The sequence below is a fragment of the Symbiobacterium sp. genome (genome assembly GCF_040797425.1).
Classification (GTDB): Bacteria; Bacillota; Sulfobacillia; order Symbiobacteriales; family Symbiobacteriaceae; genus Symbiobacterium.
Genome location: NZ_JBFNEH010000001.1, coordinates 91,594 through 110,987 on the forward strand (window position 1 = coordinate 91,594; position 19,394 = coordinate 110,987).

Genomic DNA, 19,394 nt, shown 5'->3' on the forward strand with positions numbered 1-19,394 from the left:
CCTCCTTTCGGAACGACTAGCGGGCCTTCTTGGCGGCCTTCACGGAGTCGCGGATGGTGATCAGCGAGCCCTTGGCGCCGGGAACAGCGCCCTTGATCAGGATGATGTTCTTCTCGGGGTCGACCTTGACGATGCGCAGGCCCTGCACCGTTACCCGCTCACCGCCCAACCGGCCGGGCAGCTTGCGGCCCTTCGGCACGCGGGCCCAGGCGCGCTGGCCAAGGGAACCGGGACCCCGGTGATATTTCGAGCCGTGGGCCATGAAGCTGCGGGAGAAGTTCCACCGCTTGATGCCGCCGGCGTAACCCTTGCCACGGGAGATACCGGTGACATCGACCAGCTCGCCCTCGGCGAAGATGTCGGCCTTGATCACGTCGCCCACGTTGAGCGACTCCACATCGTCCAGGCGCAGCTCCCGCAGATAACGGGTCGGCTGGACCTGGTGCTTGGCGAAGTGCCCCTTCAGGGGCTTGTTGACCAGCTTCTCACGGATGGTGTCGAAGCCGACCTGCACGGCGTTGTAGCCGTCCGTGGCCACCGTCTTCTTCTGCACCACGACGCAGGGTCCAGCCTCAACCACAGTGACGGGGATGATCTTCCCGTCTTCGGCGAAGATCTGGGTCATGCCCAGCTTCTTGCCCAGGATGCCTTTCTGCACAGAAGCCACCTCCACATCAGTGGTCGCAAGGATCCGGGAGAGGTCGGGGTCAGGCTGACCCCGTGCGGAGCAGCCTTACGGCCCAGCCGCCTTTGGACAGGCCATCCCGGTCCCGGCGACATGATTGATACCGCAGGCCTTCCTGCCGGCCTGGCGGGAGCTGCGATCCTCCCGACTTACAGCTTGATCTCGATGTCCACTCCTGCCGGGAGATCCAGCTTCATCAGGGCTTCGACGGTCTTCGAACCAGGCTCGATGATGTCGATCAGCCGCTTGTGGGTGCGCATCTCGAACTGCTCACGGATGTCCTTCTCGCCGTTGGGGGCGGTCAGGATCGTGTAGATGTTCTTCTCGGTCGGCAGCGGAATCGGCCCGCTGACCGTTGCGCCGGTCCGGGTAGCCGTCTCGACAATCTTCGCGGCGGAGCTGTCGAGGATCTTGTGGTCGAAGGCCCGCAGCTTGATGCGGATCTTCTGCTTGGCCACGATGACTTCCCTCCTCTGTGGGAACGTTTTGCTCCCGAATCACCCGGGCCCGAAACCCGGGGGGCGGCCGTAGTGCCAGCCCCCCGGGCGAGGCCCGCATATCCGCTGATTACTCGAAAATCTTGGTGACCCGGCCGGAGGCAACGGTGCGGCCGCCCTCACGAACGGCGAACCGGAGGCCTTCCTCGACGGCGATGGGGTGAATCAGCTCCACCTGGATCTCGACGTTGTCACCAGGCATGACCATCTCGACGCCCTCGGGCAGCTTGATGGTGCCGGTGACGTCGGTGGTCCGGAAGTAGAACTGCGGACGGTACCCGTTGAAGAACGGGGAGTGACGGCCGCCCTCCTCCTTGGTGAGGACGTAGATGGCGCCGGCGAACTTGGTGTGCGGGTGGATGGAGCCGGGCTTCGCCAGAACCTGGCCGCGCTCGACCTCCTTCTTCTCGATGCCGCGCAGCAGGGCGCCAACGTTGTCGCCCGCGACGACCTCGTCCAGCACCTTGCGGAACATCTCGAGGCCGGTGACGACGGTGGTCCGCTTCTCCTCCCGCAGGCCGACGATGTCGACGGTGTCGCCAACCTTGCACCTGCCACGCTCGACACGGCCAGTCACGACGGTGCCGCGGCCGGTGATCGTGAAGACGTCCTCGATGGGCATGAGGAACGGCTTGTCGGCGTCACGCTGCGGCGTCGGGATGTAGTTGTCGACGGCGTCCATGAGCTCCTCGATGGCCTTGACGTACTTGGGATCGCCCTCCAGGGCCTTCAGGGCAGAGCCGCGGATGAAGGGGATCTCGTCGCCCGGGAACTCGTACTGGTTCAGCAGGTCGCGGACCTCCAGCTCCACCAGCTCGAGCAGCTCCTCGTCGTCGACCATGTCGCACTTGTTGAGGAAGACCACGATGGCGGGCACGCCCACCTGGCGGGCGAGCAGGATGTGCTCACGGGTCTGCGGCATGGGGCCGTCAGCGGCGGAGACGACCAGGATCGCACCGTCCATCTGGGCCGCGCCGGTGATCATGTTCTTCACATAGTCAGCGTGTCCCGGGCAGTCGACGTGGGCGTAGTGCCGCTTCTCGGTCTCGTACTCCACGTGGGCGGTGTTGATGGTGATGCCGCGCTCCCGCTCCTCGGGGGCCTTGTCGATCTGGTCATAAGCGACGAACTGGGCCTTGCCCTTCTCGGCCAGAACCTTGGTGATCGCCGCAGTCAGCGTGGTCTTGCCATGGTCGACGTGGCCAATGGTGCCGATGTTCACGTGCGGCTTGGTACGCTCGAACCTCTGCTTAGCCATGGGTGGATACTCCTCCTTACATCCGTTCTGTCAAGGGATCTATGCCTTGCCCTGGGCCTTCTCGATGATCGGCTTGGCCACGTTCGGAGGCACTTCCTCGTAGTGGTCAAACTGCATCGAGTAGACGCCACGGCCCTGGGTCCGGGAACGAAGATCGGTCGCATAGCCGAACATCTCGGCCAGCGGCACCTGCGCACGGATGACCTGTGCGCCGGACCGGGCTTCCATGCCCTCAATGCGGCCGCGCCGGGCGTTGAGGTCGCCGATCACGTCGCCCATGTACTCCTCGGGCACGGTCACCTCGACCTTCATGTACGGCTCAAGGAGTACCGGCTGGGCCTTCTGGGCGGCGGCCTTGAAGGCAAGGGAGCCTGCGATCTTGAAGGCGGCCTCCGACGAGTCGACCTCGTGGTAGGAGCCGAAGACCAGCTCGACCTTGACGTCGATCACCGGGAAGCCGGCGAGAACGCCGTTCTGCATGGCCTCGCGGATGCCCTGCTCCACCGGTGCGATGTACTCCTTCGGGATGACGCCGCCGACGATCTTGTTCTCGAAGACGAAGCCGCTGCCCGGCTCGCCCGGTTCCAGGTTGATGACGCAGTGGCCGTACTGGCCGCGACCGCCGGTCTGGCGGACGAACTTGCCCTCGACGTTTTCGACCCGCGTCCGGACGGTCTCACGGTAGGAGACCTGCGGCTTGCCGACGTTCACGCCAACCTTGAACTCCCGCTGGAGCCGGTCGACGATGATCTCCAGGTGCAGCTCGCCCATGCCGGCGATGATGGTCTGCCCGGTCTCCTGGTTGGTGTACATCCGGAAGGTCGGGTCCTCTTCCGCCAGCTTCATCAGGGCCTGGCCGAGCTTATCCTGGTCCGCCTTCGTCTTGGGCTCCACGGCCATCTCGATGACCGGCTCGGGGAACTCCATCGACTCGAGGATGATCGGAGCGCTGTCCACGCAGAGCGTGTCGCCGGTGCCCGTATCCCGCAGGCCCACGACGGCGGCGATGTCGCCGGTCTCCACCGCGTCGATGTCCTCGCGGTGGTTGGCGTGCATCCGCACCAGGCGGCCGACCCGTTCACGCTTGCCCTTGGTGGCGTTCATCACGTAGCTGCCGGCCTGCAGCCGCCCGGAGTAGACGCGGATAAAGCACAGGCGGCCCACATAGGGGTCGGTGACCACCTTGAACGCGAGCGCGGAGAAAGGCTCGTTGTCGTCGGCCTTTCGCTCGGCGGGCTCACCGGTCTCGGGGTCCACGCCCTGAATCGGCGGGATGTCCAGCGGCGAAGGCAGGAAGTCGACCACCGCATCCAGCAGGGGCTGGACGCCCTTGTTCTTGTAGGAGGAACCGCAGCAGACCGGCGTGATCTGGCAGGTTACGGTCAGCTTGCGCAGGGCGGTCTTGATTTCCTCGACGGTGAGCTCCTCGCCCATCAGGTACTTCTCCATCAGGGCGTCGTCCGCCTCAGTGGCCGCCTCGATCATCTCGGTGCGATACCGCTCCACCAGCTCCCGCATCTCCTCGGGAACCGGCTCCTCGCGAATATCCTTGCCGAGGTCGTCATAGTAGACGATCGCGACGTTGCGAACCAGGTCCACAATGCCCCTGAAGGTATCCTCTGCGCCGATGGGCAGCTGGATGGGCACCGGCCGCGCGTGCAGGCGGTCCTTCATCATCTGGATGACCCGGAAGAAGTCCGCGCCGATGGTGTCCATCTTGTTGACGTAGGCCAGGCGAGGAACGCCGTACTTGTCGGCCTGACGCCACACCGTCTCGGACTGCGGCTCCACGCCGCCCTTCGCACAAAACACGGCCACCGCTCCGTCCAGAACGCGAAGCGAACGCTCAACCTCCACCGTGAAGTCCACGTGTCCGGGCGTGTCGATGATGTTGATCCGGTGGTTCTTCCAGCTGCAGGTTGTAGCGGCGGACTGGATGGTGATGCCGCGCTCCTGCTCCTGCACCATGAAGTCCATGGTGGCAGCGCCCTCATGGACCTCGCCCAGCTTGTGGGTGCGGCCCGTATAGAACAGGATGCGCTCCGTCGTCGTCGTCTTGCCGGCGTCAATATGCGCCATGATCCCGATATTGCGGAGCTTATCCAGCGTTACCTGCCGAGACATCAGACACCCCCCCTTTGCGACGAAATGCCCATCGAACCGTTACCAGCGATAATGCGCGAACGGCTTGTTCGCCTCAGCCATCTTGTGGACCTCTTCGCGCTTCTTCACAGCACCGCCGGTGTTGTTGTACGCATCCACCAACTCAGCGGCCAACCGCTCTTCCATCGTGCGCTCCCCACGAGCGCGTGCGTAGTTGACCAGCCAGCGAATGCCGAGAGCCTGACGACGGTCGGGGCGAACCTCCATCGGCACCTGGTAGGTGGCACCGCCCACCCGGCGGGGCCGGACCTCCAGCACCGGCATGATGTTCTTGAGGGCGCCCTCCAGAACCTCCATCGGCTCCTTGCCGAGTTTCTCGCTGGCCCGGTTGAGCGCATTGTAGAAGATGCGCTGGGCAAGCGACTTCTTGCCGTGCAGCATGATCTTGTTGATGACCTTGGTGACCAGTTCCGAGTTGTAAATCGGATCCGGTTGCACCTGGCGCTTCGGTACGTGACCGCGACGCGGCATAGGTGTACCCCTTTCTTTCCACTAACTCTGGGCGGTGAGTCGGCGGGGCGCCTTCCAACGCATCCCGTCTCCGTACTTCGCCGAAGGGTCTCGGTTACTCTCGCCGCCCCCGGCCGGATTACTTCTTCGCCTTGGCCTTCTTGGCGCCGTACTTGGAGCGGCCCTGCATCCGGTTGGCCACGCCGGCGGCGTCAAGGGCGCCGCGGACGATGTGGTAGCGGACGCCAGGCAGATCCTTCACGCGGCCGCCGCGGACGAGCACCACGGAGTGCTCCTGCAGGTTGTGGCCGATGCCCGGAATGTACGCCGTGACCTCGATGTTGTTGGAGAGACGGACACGGGCGATCTTCCGGAGCGCCGAGTTCGGCTTCTTGGGCGTGGTGGTCTTCACCACGGTGCAGACGCCCCGCTTGAAGGGGTTCCCCTTGAGCGCCGGGCTGGCCGACTTCTCGCTGACCCGCTTGCGGCCCTGACGGACGAGCTGGTTAATGGTTGGCACAGAACGCACCTCCTTCCGCGATCAGGATGGTCATCAGAAGGGTGGCGGGCTATCCCTCCAGGATTGCGGCAGCAGCTGCGCCAACCTCGATCCCGCAGGCCTTGCCCAGTGCCACCATCGATTCAACCTCCTGGATCTCCAGGCCCTTCTCCCTCGCCGCCTCGATCACGCCGCGGATCACGTGCTCCTCGGCGTCCCTGGCGACGTACACGACCCGGGCCCGACCCTTGGCGATGGCCTTTACAGTCTGTTTGGTGCCGATGGTCTTCTTGTGCGCGGCTTTCAATCGCTCCAAGTTCATGGCCCCAAAAACCTCCTGCTCAGGCACACTTTCATATTGTACTCAGGCCCTGAACGCGAGTCAAGAAAAACCCGCGCCCAGTCAGCGTCAGCGGGCTTTTCTGCGTCCGCTCGCCCTCAATCGCCCAGTTTCGGCACGTCCTGCCGCTCGGCCCGGAAGACGTGGTATCCGGCCTTGCGGGCCACGTCGGTGACGTTGCCGAAGAGCTCTTGCAGTTTCCGCTTCATGCTGGGGGCGCCCTGCTTGTTCTGCACCACCACCCACAGCGCACCGCCGGGCCGGAGCGCCGCGTACGCCTCGTCCAGCAGTCTGTACACCGTCTGCTTCCCGGCCCGAATCGGTGGATTGGTCAGGATGGTGTCGAAGACGATGCCCGGCACCGCCTCCAACCCGTCGCTCACCCGGACCTCAGCGTTGCGGATGCCGTTCAGGGCCAGGTTCCGCCGGGCCAGCTCCACCGCCCGCTCGTTGACGTCGACCATGTAGATGTAGCCCTGCGGCGCCAGCCGGGCCGCAACGGCACCGATGGGACCGTAGCCGCATCCCAGGTCGAGCACCACGTCCGCCGGGCCCACCCGCATTGCTTCTATTAATAGTAGAGATCCGAAGTCGACGCGGTCGCGGGAGAAGACGCCCGCGTCTGTGACAAAGCGGAAGCCCATGCCGCGCAGGGTGGTGTCGAAGCTTGTCTCATCGTGCGCCGCGCCGGGACGGTGGGTGTAGTAGTGGTCGCTCAAGTCGCGCCTCCTTTGCCTGACAAGAGGGCCCTGCGCGCCCAGCGCCGCCGGCGTCGCAGGGTCTGCGGCGACAGTCCGCCCAAAACGCAGAGCAATGGTAGCGAAAAATGTCGCAGAACGCAAGGGCGAGTCCATCTTGTTGGGAACCTTGGTCCCACAAGCAGGGTATATGAGGTGACCGCACATAGACCAGGGTAAGTGGAGGCGGTGGGTTCGTGGAGGACGAGGCCACGCTGCTCGAGCAGGCCCGGGCGGGTACGGAGAGCGCGTTCGACTACCTGGTCCGGCCTTACCTTCCCCGCGCGTACCGGACCGCCTGCCTGATCACCCAGCAGGAGGAACTCGCCCGAGATGCGCTGCAGGAGGCGCTCGTGCGTACCTACTTGTCGCTAAGGAAGTTCAGGACTGGAGGCCCATTCTACGCGTGGTTCATCCGCATCGTCGTCAATGAAGCGATCCGCCAGACCCGAAGGCGCAGGCGGGAAGCCGCTCTTCCCCTGCCCGATCCCGCCGACGCCGCGACCCCGGAGGCGGCGCTGCTGGCTCGGGAGGAGCGCAGGGAACTCTGGTCGACGATTCAGGAACTGGCGCCGGATCACCGCGCCGTCATCGTCCTGCGCTACTTCGAAGGGCCGACCGAGGCCGAGATGGCGGCGGTACTGGGCGTGAGCCCCGGCACGGTCAAGTCCCGGCTCAACTGGGCCCGCCGCGCGCTGGAGCAGCGAATCAGCGAACCCCAGGTCACGCGGTCCCTGCTCCGACCGCTGGGAGTTCCAGGAGGGATGGCACGTGCATGAGGAGACCGTTCGTTCACTGCTGGCTGACGCGGGGGCACGCTGCACACTTCCCCGCGAGTTCGACCGCCCCACCGAAGTCGTGCGGGCTGCACTCACGCAGAGGTGCGCTTTCGCCCGCCGCCGGGTCGCCGCCCGCGTTGCGATCGCAGCCGCCGTGCTGGCGGTCGGGCTGGGCGTCTTTACCGTGCCGACGGTGCAGGATGCGTTCGCGAGCCTCCTCTCCGGTTCGCTGCGCATCTCGGTTGACTCCGGCACGCTGGCGGATCGACTGCCCACGCTGCGTTGGCCATCCGTCCGCCTTCTGAGAGTCTGCTGCAGGAGGCCACCGTGAGCGTGGACGAGGTGCTCCAGACGCATCCGTTCTTCCCTGCGCTCGAGGATGAAACCTGGCGGCTCACCGCGGAGTCTGCCTCGATAGAGGATTGGATCGTGACCCGCGTCGATGTCGCCGTCCCGGATACGGATACGATGGTGGAGGTGACGTTCGACTCCGGCACCGTTGCCCTGGAGGATCTCCTGGCGTTTGCTGAACGCTTCGTGTCCCGCTGAGGGGCCGCCCGCTGCCCCTCTCCACAGGGAAAGGCCCGACTGCCCAAGTGGGCAGCCGGGCCTTATTGCCCTCATGACAGCGCCTAGTCGTCCGCGCCTTCCAGGTGCTCGGCGTAGATCTCGTCCTCGGTGTACACCTTGATGCCGCGGTACCGGCCCATGCCGGTGCCGGCAGGGATCAGCTTGCCGATGATCACGTTCTCCTTCAGGCCGAGCAGCGGGTCGCGCTTGCCCTTGATGGCCGCGTCGGTGAGCACGCGGGTCGTCTCCTGGAAGGAGGCCGCCGAGAGGAAGGAGTCGGTGGCCAGCGAGGCCTTGGTGATGCCGAGGAGAACCGGCCGGGCGACGGCGGGCTGGCCGCCCTGCATGATCACCCGCTCGTTCTCGTCCTCGAAGTCGAAGATGTCGATGAGGCCGCCCGGCAGCAGTTCGGTATCGCCGGGGTCCTCCACCTTCACCTTGCGCAGCATCTGGCGCACCATGATCTCGATGTGCTTGTCGTTGATGTCCACGCCCTGCAGGTTGTAGACCTTCTGCACCTCACGCAGCAGGTAGTGCTGCACGCCGCGCAGGCCCTTCACCCGCAGCAGGTCGTGCGGGTTGATCGAACCCTCGGTGATCGGATCGCCCGCCTCGACCCTCTGCCCCTGGCGCACCTTGACCCGGGCGCCGTAGGGGATGGAGTAGGTGATGGCCTCGCCGTCGTCCGAGGTGATCGTGACCTCCCGCCGGCCCTTCTGCTCGGTGATGGAGACCTCGCCGTCCAGTTCGGCGATGATCGCCTGGCCCTTGGGCTTGCGGGCCTCGAACAGCTCCTCGACGCGCGGCAGACCCTGGGTGATGTCCTCGCCGGCCACGCCGCCGGTGTGGAAGGTACGCATCGTAAGCTGGGTGCCCGGCTCGCCGATGGACTGGGCGGCGATGATGCCCACTGCCTCGCCCACGTCCACCAGCCGGCCGGTGGCCAGGTTCCGGCCGTAGCAGGCCCGGCAGACGCCGTAGCGGGTGCGGCAGGTCAGCACCGAGCGGATGGTGACCTCCTTGATGCCGGCAGCCTCGATCGCGTCGGCCAGCTCCTCGTCGATCATCTCGTTGGCGTAGACGATGATCTCGCCGGTCTCGGGGTGGACGATGTCGTTGAGCGCCACACGGCCCACGATGTGCGGCCGGATCGGCTCGATCACGTTGCCGTTGGCGTCGACCTCCTCGGTCCAGGTGATGCCGGCCGTGGTACCGCAGTCCTCCTCCCGCACGATCACGTCCTGCGCCACGTCCACCAGGCGCCGGGTGAGGTAACCCGAGTCGGCCGTGCGCAGGGCCGTGTCGGCCAGGCCCTTGCGGGTGCCGTGGGTGGAGAGGAAGTACTCCAACACGGTGAGGCCCTCGCGGAAGTTGGCCTTCACCGGCAGCTCGACGATCTTGCCGGACGGGTCGGCCATGAGGCCGCGCATACCAGCCAGCTGCGTGATCTGCGAGATGTTACCACGGGCGCCGGACTTCATCATCATGTTGACCGGGTTGAAGTCGTCCATCGTGTCCACCAGGGTCTTGGTCACCTCGTCCTTGGCGCTCGACCAGATGGCGATGACCCGCTGGTAGCGCTCGTCGTTGGTGATCAGACCCCGCTTGTAGTTCCGCTCGACGACCTCGACCTGCTTCTCCGCCTCCGCCAGGATTTCGGCCTTCTTGGCCGGCACCCGGATGTCGGAGATGGCGATGGTAGCGCCCGAACGGGTGGCGTACTCGAAGCCCAGGTCCTTGATCTTGTCGGTCTGCTCCGCCGTCTTCACCGTGCCGAGCTTCCGATAGGCCTCGTCGATGATCTTGCCCATCTCTTTCTTCTCCACGGTCACGTTGCGGTAGCGGAGCTTGGGGTGCAGGACCTCGTTGAAGATCATGCGACCGATGGTGGTCTTGATGCGCTTGCCGGAGGCGTTGTTCCAGTTGTCAGGATGCTCCCACCACTCCTCCGAGCCCGGCTCCAGGTCCTTCGGGGGCTCGGGGAAGCGAATCTCGACCCAGTCGTGCAGCTCCACCAGCCCGTCGTTGTACGCCATGAGCGCCTCATGCGGGTGGGAGAACCGCATCTTGGGCTCGGAGTCCGGCTTCGCCAGGGTGAGGTAGTACGAACCCAGCAGCATGTCCTTGGACGGCGTGATGACCGGGGCGCCGTCCTTGGGGTTCAGGATGTTGTGCGCCGCCAGCATGAGCACGCGGGCCTCGGCCTGCGCCTCGGCCGACAGCGGCACGTGCACCGCCATCTGGTCGCCGTCGAAGTCGGCGTTGTACGCCGTGCAGACCAGCGGGTGGATCTGAATGGCACGCCCTTCGACCAGCACCGGCTCGAAGGCCTGGATGCCCAGGCGGTGCAGGGTGGGGGCCCGGTTGAGGAGCACGGGGTGCTCCTTGATGACCTCTTCGAGCACGTCCCAGACCTCGGGCCGCACCCGCTCCACCATGCGCTTGGCGCTCTTGATGTTGTGCGCGTAGCCGTCGTTGACCAGCTTCTTCATCACGAAGGGCTTGAAGAGCTCCAGTGCCATCTCCTTGGGCAGGCCGCACTGGTGCAGCTTCAGGTGCGGGCCGACCACGATAACCGAACGGCCGGAATAGTCGACGCGCTTGCCCAGCAGGTTCTGGCGGAAGCGGCCCTGCTTGCCCTTGAGCATGTCGGAGAGCGACTTGAGCGGCCGGTTGCCGGGACCCGTCACCGGGCGGCCGCGGCGACCGTTATCGATCAGGGCGTCGACGGCCTCCTGGAGCATGCGCTTCTCGTTGCGGACGATGATGTCCGGCGCGCCCAGGTCGAGCAGCCGCTTCAGGCGGTTGTTCCGGTTGATCACCCGGCGGTAGAGGTCGTTCAGGTCGCTGGTGGCGAACCGGCCGCCGTCCAGCTGCACCATCGGCCGCAGGTCGGGCGGGATCACCGGGATGACGTCGAGGATCATCCACTCCGGCTTGTTGCCCGACTTGCGGAACGCCTCCACCACCTCGAGCCGGCGGATGGCCCGGATCTTGCGCTGGCCGGAGACGGTCTTCAGCTCGTGGCGGAGCTCGGCCGCGAGCTTATCGAGGTCGAGCTTCTGCAGGAGCACCTTGATGGCCTCGGCGCCCATGCCCGCCTTGAACCGGTTGCCGTACTTCTCCCGGTACTCCCGGTACTCGTTCTCGGTCAGCAGCTGCTTCTCCATCAGCGGCGTGTCGCCGGGGTCGGTCACGATGTACGCGGCGAAGTAGAGCACCTTCTCCAGCGCACGGGGGCTGATGTCGAGGATCAGCCCCATGCGGGAGGGGATCCCCTTGAAGTACCAGATGTGGGAGACGGGCGCGGCCAGTTCGATGTGGCCCATGCGCTCGCGGCGCACCTTCGCCCGGGTGACCTCGACGCCGCAGCGGTCGCAGACGATGCCCTTGTAGCGCACCCGCTTGTACTTGCCGCAATGGCACTCCCAGTCGCGGGTGGGGCCGAAAATCTTCTCGCAGAAGAGGCCCTCCCGCTCGGGCCGCAGGGTGCGGTAGTTGATGGTCTCCGGCTTCTTCACCTCGCCGCGGGACCACTGCCGGATGCGTTCAGGAGAGGCCAGCCCGATACGGATGGAGTCAAAGTAGTTGACGTCGAGCATCGTTCAGCATCCTCCCCTACTCATCGTCCTCGTCGAAGTCGTCCTGGCGGCGACGGCGCACCCGGCCTCCGAAGAGGTCGTCCTCATCGTCGTCGGACGCTGCCGAATCGAACTCATCCGCACCGAAGTCGTCGTCCAGGTCGGCCAGCGCCCCGCGGCGGCGCCGGGCCGCGCCCTTCCGGCGAGCAGGCGCCGGCTCGAACTCATCCTCGTCAGCAACCCCGTCCTCGCCCTCGAAGAACGCCTCCTCATCGAGGTCGTCCTCCTCGGGAAGCGTGCCCCGACCGCCGCCGAGGTCGCCGGGGAGCGAACGGGCCGCGTTCTTCAGAGCGCCGGCCACCTTCTCGAGCTCATCGGGGTTGAGCGGCGCGTCGTCGAACTCCTCTTCCTCGCTCTCCTCCGCCACCGGCTCCTCCTCCGCGGGCTCGGCCGCCTCAGCCGCCGGCTGCTTGGCCTCGGGCGCCGGGAACTCCTCGCCGCCCAAGGTCGGGATGTCGAGGTCGCGGCCGGTCATGTCCTCGTCGTCCAGCTCGCGCAGCTCGATCTCGTTGCCGTTCTCGTCCAGCACCTTCACATCGAGGCAGAGCGACTGGAGCTCCTTGATCAGCACCTTGAACGACTCCGGCACACCGGGCTCGGGCACGTTCTCGCCCTTGACGATGGCCTCGTAGGTCTTCACGCGGCCCACCACGTCGTCGGACTTGACGGTGAGCAGTTCCTGAAGCGTGTAGGCGGCGCCGTACGCCTCCAGCGCCCAGACCTCCATCTCGCCGAAGCGCTGGCCGCCGAACTGCGCCTTGCCGCCCAGCGGCTGCTGGGTAACCAGCGAGTACGGGCCGGTGGAGCGGGCGTGGATCTTGTCGTCCACCAGGTGGTGCAGCTTCAGCATGTACTTGTAGCCCACCGTGATCTCGTTGTCGTAGGGCTCTCCGGTCTTGCCGCTGTAGAGCACCGTCTTGCCCGTGGGCGGCAGGTGGGCCTGGAGCAGCATCTCGCGGATGTCCTTTTCGTCGGCGCCGTCGAAGACCGGGGTCGCCACGTACTGGTTCAGCGTCTTGGCTGCCCAGCCCAGGTGAATCTCCATGATCTGGCCGATGTTCATCCGGGAAGGCACACCCAGCGGCGTGAGGATAATGTCAATGGGCGTGCCGTCGGGCATGAAGGGCATATCCTCCTCGGGCACGATGACCGAGATGACGCCCTTGTTGCCGTGCCGGCCGGCCATCTTGTCACCCTGGCTGATCTTGCGCTTCTGGGCGATGTAAACGCGCACCAGCTGGTTCACGCCGGGCGAGAGCTCGTCGCCGTTCTCCCGGGTGAAGACCTTCACGTCGACCACGATGCCCGACTCGCCGTGGGGAACCCGCAGGGAGGTGTCGCGCACCTCGCGGGCCTTCTCACCGAAGATCGCCCGGAGCAGCCGCTCCTCGGCGGTCAGCTCGGTCTCGCCCTTGGGCGTGACCTTGCCCACGAGGATGTCGCCCGGCCGCACCTCCGCACCGATGCGGATGATGCCGCGCTCGTCCAGATCCTTCAGCACGTCCTCGCCGACGTTGGGGATGTCGCGGGTGATTTCCTCGGGGCCGAGCTTGGTGTCGCGGGCCTCGCATTCATGCTCCTCAATGTGGATCGAGGTGAAGACGTCCTCCCGCACCAGCCGCTCGTTGATGATGATGGCGTCCTCGTAGTTGTAACCCTCGTAGCACATGTACGCGACGAGGACGTTGCGGCCCAGGGCCAGCTCGCCATTGTCGGTGGAGGGCCCGTCGGCCAGGACGTCGCCCTTCTGCACCCGCTGGCCCGGCCGGACGATGGGCTTCTGGTTCATGCAGGTGCCCTGGTTGGAGCGGGTGAACTTGGTCAGCTTGTACTTCTTGACCTGCAGGTCGTCGTACTGGACCACGATCTCCGAGGCGGTGGCGCGCAGCACGACGCCGTCGTTCTCGGCGATCACGCAGACGCCCGAGTCGAACGCCGATCGGTACTCCATGCCGGTACCCACGTACGGCGCCTCAGTGCGCAGCAGGGGCACGGCCTGGCGCTGCATGTTCGAGCCCATGAGGGCGCGGGAGGCGTCGTCGTTCTCCAGGAACGGGATCAGAGCCGTGGCGATGGAGACCACCTGCTTCGGCGAGACGTCCATGTAGTCCACCTGGTTCGGGGGCACCTGGAGGATCTCGTCCCGGTAACGGCAGGTGACGCGGTCACGGACGAAGGTACCGTCCGGGTTCAGCGGCTCGTTCGCCTGGGCGATGACGTTCTCGTCCTCTTCGTCCGCCGTGAGGTAGACGACCTCGTTGGTCACCCGGCCCGTCTCGTGGTCCACCTTCCGGTACGGCGTCTCGATGAAGCCGTACTCGTTGATGCGGGCGTAGGTCGCCAGGGCGCCGATGAGGCCGATGTTCGGACCTTCAGGCGTCTCGATGGGGCACATGCGGCCGTAGTGCGAGGTGTGCACGTCGCGCACCTCGTAGCCCGCCCGCTCCCGGGAGAGCCCGCCCGGGCCCAGGGCCGAGAGGCGGCGCTTGTTGGTCAGCTCCGCCAGCGGGTTGGTCTGGTCCATGAACTGGGAGAGCTGCGAGGAGCCGAAGAACTCCTTCACGGCGGCGACCACCGGGCGGATGTTGATCAGCGCCTGGGGCGTGATCATGTCCACGTCCTGAATGGTCATGCGCTCCTTGATCACGCGCTCCATCCGTGCCAGACCGATGCGGAACTGGTTCTGGAGCAGCTCGCCCACCGAGCGCACACGCCGGTTGCCCAGGTGGTCGATGTCGTCGACGCTGCCCAGGCCCTTGGCCAGCGTGATCATGTAATTCACGATGGCGACGATATCCTGCCGGGTGATGATCTTGGTCTTGATGTCGGGCTGGCCGTTGGAGACGACCCGCACCGTCGAGCCGTCCCGCAGCCGGACCGTCAGCGCGTCAATGCCCGCGGCGTCGATCTTCTCCGCGAGCCGCTTGTCGATCTGGGTGCCCGCCTCGGCCAGGACCTCGCCCGTCTCGGGGTGCACCACGCGGTCCACCGTGCTCGTGCCCACGATGCGCCGCCGGAGGGCAAGCTTCTTGTTGAGCCGGTAGCGGCCCACGTTCATCAGGTCATACCGCTTCGGTTCGAAGAAGAGCGCCTCCAGGAGCTGCCGGGCGTTGTCCACCGCGGGCGGTTCGCCCGGGCGCAGCCGCTTGTAAATTTCGATCAGCGCCTCGTCTTCCGACTCGGTGCCGTCCTTCTCCAGGGTGCGGCGCACCTGCTCCGCGTCACCCAGTGCCTGGATGATCTCCTGATCGGAACTATAACCCAGCGCCCGCAGTAGAATAGTCGCGGGAAGCTTGCGGGTGCGGTCCACGCGCACGTAGAGCACGTCGTTGACGTCCGACTCGAACTCCAGCCAGGCGCCCCGGTTCGGGATCATCGTGGCGAAGTAGAGCTTCTTCCCCGACGGGTCGATCTGCTCGGAGAAGTAAGCGCCCGGAGAGCGGACCAGCTGGGAGACGATCACCCGTTCCGCGCCGTTGATGATGAAGGTGCCCGTAGGCGTCATGAGCGGGAAATCGCCCATGAACACCTCCTGCTCCTTCACCTCGCCGGTTTCCTTGTTGATCAGCCGGACGCGCACGCGCAGTGGCGCCGCATAGGTGACATCCCGCTCCTTGCATTCCTCTATGGAGTACTTGGGCTCGCCCAGGCTGTAGTCGAGGAACTCCAGTACCAGGTTGCCGGTGAAGTCCTGAATGGGCGAGATGTCCCTGAACATCTCCTGCAGGCCCTCGCGCAGGAACCACTGATAGGAGTTGTGCTGCAGCTCGATGAGGTTCGGCATCTCCAGGATCTCATCGATCCGGGCAAAGCTGAGCCGCTGTCTCCTGCCAGCTTGCACGATCTTCGGCATGCGGTCCAGGCCTCCTCACTTCTGTTTGGTGGCCATCAAGAAGCTCCCCGTCTGGAAGTGCCCACCGCGGAAGCGCTCGATGTATGTGAAACTCCCCTGCCGGATTCCCTGCTCCAGCAGGAGAAATCGTATCCCGGTGCGAAAAAGAAAAAGTACCACCACATCGATCTGCCGTCCGTGGACGGCATTTCCAGGACGACATTCTCTATTCGTATCCGCAACGCCGAACGGTATGCGTACGCACTGCGTTCCGTGGCTGCGTCCAACGGGCGGAGCCGGGCGGGCCGAGTCAGGATACGGGAGAAAGTCGTCCCGTCCACGCTTTGGTGGCAAGTTATCATGTTACCATGCCAGGGAACCGCTGTCAAGCAATGACGACCCTGCACGCAGAATACAAAGAGGGTTGGGGCACGCCAGAGCGTCGGCCCCAACCCTCCTTTCGCGATCGGCGTTACTTGACCTCGACCTCGGCGCCGGCCTCCTTGAGCTTGGCGGCCACGGCCTCGGCATCGGCCTTGGAGACCTTCTCCTTGACCGGCTTGGGAGCGCCATCGACCAGGTCCTTGGCCTCCTTCAGGCCCAGGCCGGTCAGCTCGCGCACGACCTTGATGACGGCGATCTTGTTGGCGCCGGCGGCCTTCAGGATCACGTCGAACTCGGTCTTCTCCTCGGCGGCCGGGGCAGCAGCGGCGCCGGCGGCCGGAGCGGCGGCAGCGACGGCCACCGGAGCGGCGGCGGTCACGCCGAAGGTCTCCTCGAACAGTTCCTTGAGCTCCTTGAGCTCGAGGGCGGTCATGCCCTTAATAATCTCGATAACCTCTGCAGCCTTGGACATGTGGGGAACCTCCTTATACTTGAATGAAATTGAACTTCCGCTGTACGGTTACGCCTCGGCGCCCTCCAGCTGGCGGATGCGCGCATCGAGGGCATAGGCAAAGCTGGCCAGCAGGCCATTGATGGCACCGGCCACGCCCTGCAGGGGAGCCTGGATCCCGGCCAGGACCTGAGCGAGCAGCACCTCACGGCTCGGCAGGTCGGCCAGGGCCTTGACGCCTGCGGCGTCGATGACCTTGCCCTCCAGGATGCCGGCCTTGACGACGAACTTCGGGTCGCGCTCCTTGGCGAAGACCTCGCGGATCTTCTTCGCCACTGCAGCCTCGTCCTCATAGGAGAAGGCCACCGTGGTGGGGCCGTGCAGATACTGATCCAGCCCCTCGATCCCCAACTCCCTGGCGGCAATGCCGATCAGGGTGTTCTTGGCCACCTTCAGCTCGCCCCCGGCCGCCCGCAGCTCGCGGCGCAGCTTGGTCACCTGGGCGACCGTCAGGCCGTTGTTGTCGGCAAAGACAACGCTCTTGGCCTTGCCCATCGCCTCTTTCAGTTCAGCAACCGCCTGCTGCTTCTCGGGACGGATGGCGTGATGACGGCCATGATGCAAGTCAGTTCACCTCCTTGCCGGAACATGAAGAAAGACCTCCGACCATAGCCAGTCGGAGGTCTGCGGCAAGCAATGCCCAGACGCGCGCACCCCGGGGGGGTACGCTTTCCGACCTCGGCAGGCTGGCGTGCCACCACTTAGGCCTTGCGGCACCTGCTGTCTACGGTCATGTGGAGTTCAGGCACAGGTGGAATTATAACCACCCGCTGCGCTTGCGTCAAGGGCCATCTTTCCGGCTTAGCCGTCTAGCCCTCGTACTGTTCCAGCATCTCCTCCAGCCGGATCTTCTCCTGGATGATGAGCATCCGCTCGGCCGGGGTGGCCTTCATCCAGCGGTCGACCAGGCTCTCCAGCCGCTGCCGAATCTCCTGCTTGTCCACGTCCGCCTTACACCTCCCGTTGGTACCGCACACCGAAATTGCGAGCCTTGTCGCGTCTCAGCATCGCTTTCGATAGTATCGCGCAGATGTCACACTTGCAATACATTATCGACCCGATTCGACATAGACCCCGGCGAACGACGAAAGGGCCTGCCCCGCAGGGCAGGCCCCTTGATCTTTGCTTTAGGTTACTTCTCGGCGATCGCGGTGACGCGCGCCGGGTTGATCTTGATGCCGGGCCCCATCGTCGAGGAGACGGTGATCGACTTCATGTACTGGCCCTTCGCCGCCGCCGGCCTGGCCCGCAGGAGGGCGTCCACCAGCGCCCTGAAGTTGGCGGCGAGCCGGTCCACGTCGAACGAGGCCTTGCCGATGGGCGCCGCGACAATGCCGCTCTTGTCGGTGCGGTACTCCACCTTACCGGCCTTGATCTCCCGAATGGCGTTGGTCACGTCGAAGGTGACCGTGCCGGTCTTCGGGTTCGGCATGAGGCCGCGCGGGCCGAGGATACGGCCCAGCTTACCGACGATGCTCATCATGTCAGGCGTGGCCACGGCGACGTCGAAGTCGAGCCAGCCCTCCTGGATCTTGGCGACGAGGTCCTCGGCGCCGACGAAGTCAGCCCCGGCCGCCTCCGCCTCCTTGGCCTTGTCACCCTTGGCGAAGACGAGCACCCGCACCTCCTTGCCGGTGCCGCCAGGCAGCACCACGGCGCCGCGGATCTGCTGGTCGGCATGGCGGACGTCGACGCCCAGCCGGAACGCCACCTCAATCGTCTCGTCGAAGTTGGCCCTGGCGGTCTTCTTCACGAGCTCGAGCGCTTCCACCGGATCATATAGCTTCGTGCGGTCGACCAGCTGCGCCGCACTGAGGTACTTCTTGCCACGCTTCGGCATTGCGTACTTCCTCCTTGTGGTTGAATGCGATTCGGCTGCTGCAGGGAGCAGCCTCCCACAAGCCAAGGCCGTGCCCCTTAGGCCTCGACGCCCATCGAACGGGCGGTGCCGCGGACGATGCGCTTGGCGGCCTCCAGATCGTTGGCGTTCAGGTCGGGCATCTTGATCTTGGCGATCTCCTCAACCTGGGCATCGGTCAGCTTGCCGACCTTCTGGGCCTTGGGGTTCCCGGAGGCCGTCTCAATGCCAAGTGCCTTCTTGATCAGAACGGAGGTGGGCGGCGTCTTCAGGATGAAGGTGAAGGAGCGGTCCTCGTAGACGGTGATCTCCACCGGGATCACGAGGCCGGCCTGATCCTTGGTCCGCTCGTTGTACTCCTTGCAGAACGCCATGATGTTGACGCCGTGCTGACCCAGAGCCGGGCCAACGGGCGGCGCCGGGGTCGCCTTGCCGGCCGGCAAAGCCAGCTTGATCAGCGCTGTGACCTTCTTCGCCACGGTGATTCCTCCTTAAGTTGTGTGGTACGGCGGGCGCAGATAGCGCGCCCTCCCACTGCGGACCGGGGTCCGCACACCAAAGGGTCGCGCAGGAGCGCGACCGCATTGATACTAACACAAAGCGGGAGCCTTGGGAATGGGACAGATCAGATCTCCTCGATCTGGCTGAAGTCCACCTCTACCGGCGTCTCGCGGCCGAAGATGGTCACCAGCACCCGCGCCTTGCCCTTCTCGGGGAAGAGTTCCTGAATCACGCCAGTGTGGTCCTTGAACGGCCCGGAAATCACCCGCACGGGCTGACCGACCTCGAAGTCGACCACCACGCTGGCGGGCTTGTCCTCCGCCGGCCGGCCGAGGATGGCGTCGACCTCCTCGGGAGTGAGCGGAATCGGCTTGTTGCCAGACCCGACAAACCCCGTTACGCCCGGCGTGTTGCGCACGACGTACCAGGAGTCATCGCTCATCACCATCTCGACGAGGACGTAGCCGGGGAAGACCTTCCGCTTGACCTTCTTCTGCTTGCCGTCCTTGATCTCGACCGCGTCCTCCATGGGGACGACGACCTGGAAGATCTTGTCCCGCATCTCCATGGACTCCACACGCTTCTCCAGGTTGGTCTTCACCTTGTTCTCATACCCGGAGTAGGTGTGGACGACATACCACTGTCTCTCTTCCATGAACCCGGGGAGCGGAAGGCGCCCCCTTCACCTG

At 65.2% G+C, this 19,394-nt stretch carries 18 protein-coding genes, 1 pseudogene and 1 other annotated feature; of the genes and pseudogenes, 3 read left to right on the forward strand and 16 right to left on the reverse strand.

Features of this window, described 5'->3' with window-relative positions:
- Positions 1-16: 16 nt before the first annotated feature.
- From rplC to AB2385_RS00620, 8 genes are all read right to left on the reverse strand, one after another.
- The gene (gene rplC, locus AB2385_RS00585) at positions 17-658 is read right to left on the reverse strand and encodes a 50S ribosomal protein L3 (protein ID WP_367652957.1); all 642 of its coding nucleotides are present in this window, start codon (positions 656-658) and stop codon (positions 17-19) included.
- A gap of 176 nt (positions 659-834) precedes the next feature.
- Positions 835-1,143 (reverse strand): 30S ribosomal protein S10, encoded by a 309-nt coding sequence (rpsJ, locus tag AB2385_RS00590; protein WP_367652958.1) that lies wholly within the window; start codon positions 1,141-1,143, stop codon positions 835-837.
- 109 nt (positions 1,144-1,252) lie between these two features.
- Entirely contained in the window at positions 1,253-2,440 is a 1,188-nt protein-coding gene (tuf, locus tag AB2385_RS00595; RefSeq protein ID WP_367652959.1) for an elongation factor Tu, read from the reverse strand.
- Positions 2,441-2,479: 39 nt separating this feature from the next.
- The gene (gene fusA / locus AB2385_RS00600; protein WP_367652960.1) at positions 2,480-4,564 is read right to left on the reverse strand and encodes an elongation factor G; all 2,085 of its coding nucleotides are present in this window, start codon (positions 4,562-4,564) and stop codon (positions 2,480-2,482) included.
- 39 nt (positions 4,565-4,603) lie between these two features.
- Complete coding sequence (gene rpsG / locus AB2385_RS00605; protein ID WP_367652961.1) at positions 4,604-5,074, reverse strand: 30S ribosomal protein S7; 471 nt, start codon at positions 5,072-5,074, stop codon at positions 4,604-4,606.
- A gap of 118 nt (positions 5,075-5,192) precedes the next feature.
- Positions 5,193-5,573 carry a 30S ribosomal protein S12 gene (gene rpsL, locus AB2385_RS00610; protein ID WP_367652962.1) on the reverse strand — a complete coding sequence of 127 codons (381 nt, stop codon included), beginning with the start codon at positions 5,571-5,573 and terminating at the stop codon, positions 5,193-5,195.
- Positions 5,574-5,622: 49 nt separating this feature from the next.
- A complete protein-coding gene (locus AB2385_RS00615) occupies positions 5,623-5,874 on the reverse strand; it encodes a ribosomal L7Ae/L30e/S12e/Gadd45 family protein (RefSeq protein ID WP_367652963.1) in 252 nt (83 codons plus the stop codon).
- A gap of 116 nt (positions 5,875-5,990) precedes the next feature.
- Complete coding sequence (locus AB2385_RS00620) at positions 5,991-6,611, reverse strand: class I SAM-dependent methyltransferase (protein ID WP_367652964.1); 621 nt, start codon at positions 6,609-6,611, stop codon at positions 5,991-5,993.
- 215 nt (positions 6,612-6,826) lie between these two features.
- Here AB2385_RS00620 and AB2385_RS00625 point away from each other — a divergent pair, with 215 nt between their 5' ends.
- Genes AB2385_RS00625 through AB2385_RS00635 form a run of 3 tightly spaced genes read left to right on the forward strand, consistent with a single transcriptional unit; the run spans position 6,827 to position 7,957 of the window.
- Positions 6,827-7,408: an RNA polymerase sigma factor gene (locus AB2385_RS00625; protein ID WP_367652965.1), complete on the forward strand. Its 582-nt coding sequence runs from the start codon at positions 6,827-6,829 to the stop codon at positions 7,406-7,408.
- Positions 7,401-7,739: a hypothetical protein gene (locus AB2385_RS00630; protein ID WP_367652966.1), complete on the forward strand. Its 339-nt coding sequence runs from the start codon at positions 7,401-7,403 to the stop codon at positions 7,737-7,739. Before AB2385_RS00625 ends, AB2385_RS00630 begins: the two co-directional genes overlap by 8 nt.
- Before the next feature lie 2 nt (positions 7,740-7,741).
- Entirely contained in the window at positions 7,742-7,957 is a 216-nt protein-coding gene (locus AB2385_RS00635) for a hypothetical protein (protein WP_367652967.1), read from the forward strand.
- 83 nt (positions 7,958-8,040) lie between these two features.
- Here the strand turns inward: AB2385_RS00635 and rpoC are convergent, their stop codons facing one another.
- The 8 genes and pseudogenes from rpoC to nusG form a co-directional block, all read right to left on the reverse strand.
- Positions 8,041-11,580: a DNA-directed RNA polymerase subunit beta' gene (gene rpoC, locus AB2385_RS00640; protein ID WP_367652968.1), complete on the reverse strand. Its 3,540-nt coding sequence runs from the start codon at positions 11,578-11,580 to the stop codon at positions 8,041-8,043.
- A gap of 490 nt (positions 11,581-12,070) precedes the next feature.
- Positions 12,071-15,472 (reverse strand): annotated as a pseudogene (rpoB, locus tag AB2385_RS00645) (DNA-directed RNA polymerase subunit beta); the annotation flags it as partial.
- A 451-nt stretch (positions 15,473-15,923) separates the two neighbouring features.
- Positions 15,924-16,307 carry a 50S ribosomal protein L7/L12 gene (gene rplL, locus AB2385_RS00650; protein ID WP_367652969.1) on the reverse strand — a complete coding sequence of 128 codons (384 nt, stop codon included), beginning with the start codon at positions 16,305-16,307 and terminating at the stop codon, positions 15,924-15,926.
- 48 nt (positions 16,308-16,355) lie between these two features.
- On the reverse strand, positions 16,356-16,910 hold the full coding sequence (rplJ, locus tag AB2385_RS00655) for a 50S ribosomal protein L10 (protein WP_367652970.1): 555 nt from the start codon (positions 16,908-16,910) through the stop codon (positions 16,356-16,358).
- 20 nt (positions 16,911-16,930) lie between these two features.
- Positions 16,931-17,094: a sequence feature (ribosomal protein L10 leader region), on the reverse strand.
- 61 nt (positions 17,095-17,155) lie between these two features.
- Entirely contained in the window at positions 17,156-17,290 is a 135-nt protein-coding gene (locus AB2385_RS00660) for a hypothetical protein (protein ID WP_367652971.1), read from the reverse strand.
- Between the two features lie 188 nt (positions 17,291-17,478).
- The gene (rplA, locus tag AB2385_RS00665) at positions 17,479-18,186 is read right to left on the reverse strand and encodes a 50S ribosomal protein L1 (RefSeq protein ID WP_367652972.1); all 708 of its coding nucleotides are present in this window, start codon (positions 18,184-18,186) and stop codon (positions 17,479-17,481) included.
- A gap of 77 nt (positions 18,187-18,263) precedes the next feature.
- Positions 18,264-18,683, reverse strand: coding sequence for a 50S ribosomal protein L11 (gene rplK, locus AB2385_RS00670; protein ID WP_367652973.1), 420 nt, complete (start codon positions 18,681-18,683; stop codon positions 18,264-18,266).
- Between the two features lie 146 nt (positions 18,684-18,829).
- A complete protein-coding gene (nusG, locus tag AB2385_RS00675; RefSeq protein WP_367652974.1) occupies positions 18,830-19,360 on the reverse strand; it encodes a transcription termination/antitermination protein NusG in 531 nt (176 codons plus the stop codon).
- Positions 19,361-19,394 lie beyond the last annotated feature (34 nt).

What these genes read in the sequence shown, in the direction of transcription:
- tuf (WP_367652959.1), bottom strand. Translation starts at nt 2,440, where the DNA reads ATGGCTAAGCAGAGGTTCGAGCGTACCAAGCCGCACGTGAACATCGGC.
- fusA (WP_367652960.1), bottom strand. Translation starts at nt 4,564, where the DNA reads ATGTCTCGGCAGGTAACGCTGGATAAGCTCCGCAATATCGGGATCATG.
- rpsG (WP_367652961.1), bottom strand. Translation starts at nt 5,074, where the DNA reads ATGCCGCGTCGCGGTCACGTACCGAAGCGCCAGGTGCAACCGGATCCG.
- AB2385_RS00615 (WP_367652963.1), bottom strand. Translation starts at nt 5,874, where the DNA reads ATGAACTTGGAGCGATTGAAAGCCGCGCACAAGAAGACCATCGGCACC.
- rpoC (WP_367652968.1), bottom strand. Translation starts at nt 11,580, where the DNA reads ATGCTCGACGTCAACTACTTTGACTCCATCCGTATCGGGCTGGCCTCT.
- rplL (WP_367652969.1), bottom strand. Translation starts at nt 16,307, where the DNA reads ATGTCCAAGGCTGCAGAGGTTATCGAGATTATTAAGGGCATGACCGCC.
- rplA (WP_367652972.1), bottom strand. Translation starts at nt 18,186, where the DNA reads ATGCCGAAGCGTGGCAAGAAGTACCTCAGTGCGGCGCAGCTGGTCGAC.
- nusG (WP_367652974.1), bottom strand. Translation starts at nt 19,360, where the DNA reads ATGGAAGAGAGACAGTGGTATGTCGTCCACACCTACTCCGGGTATGAG.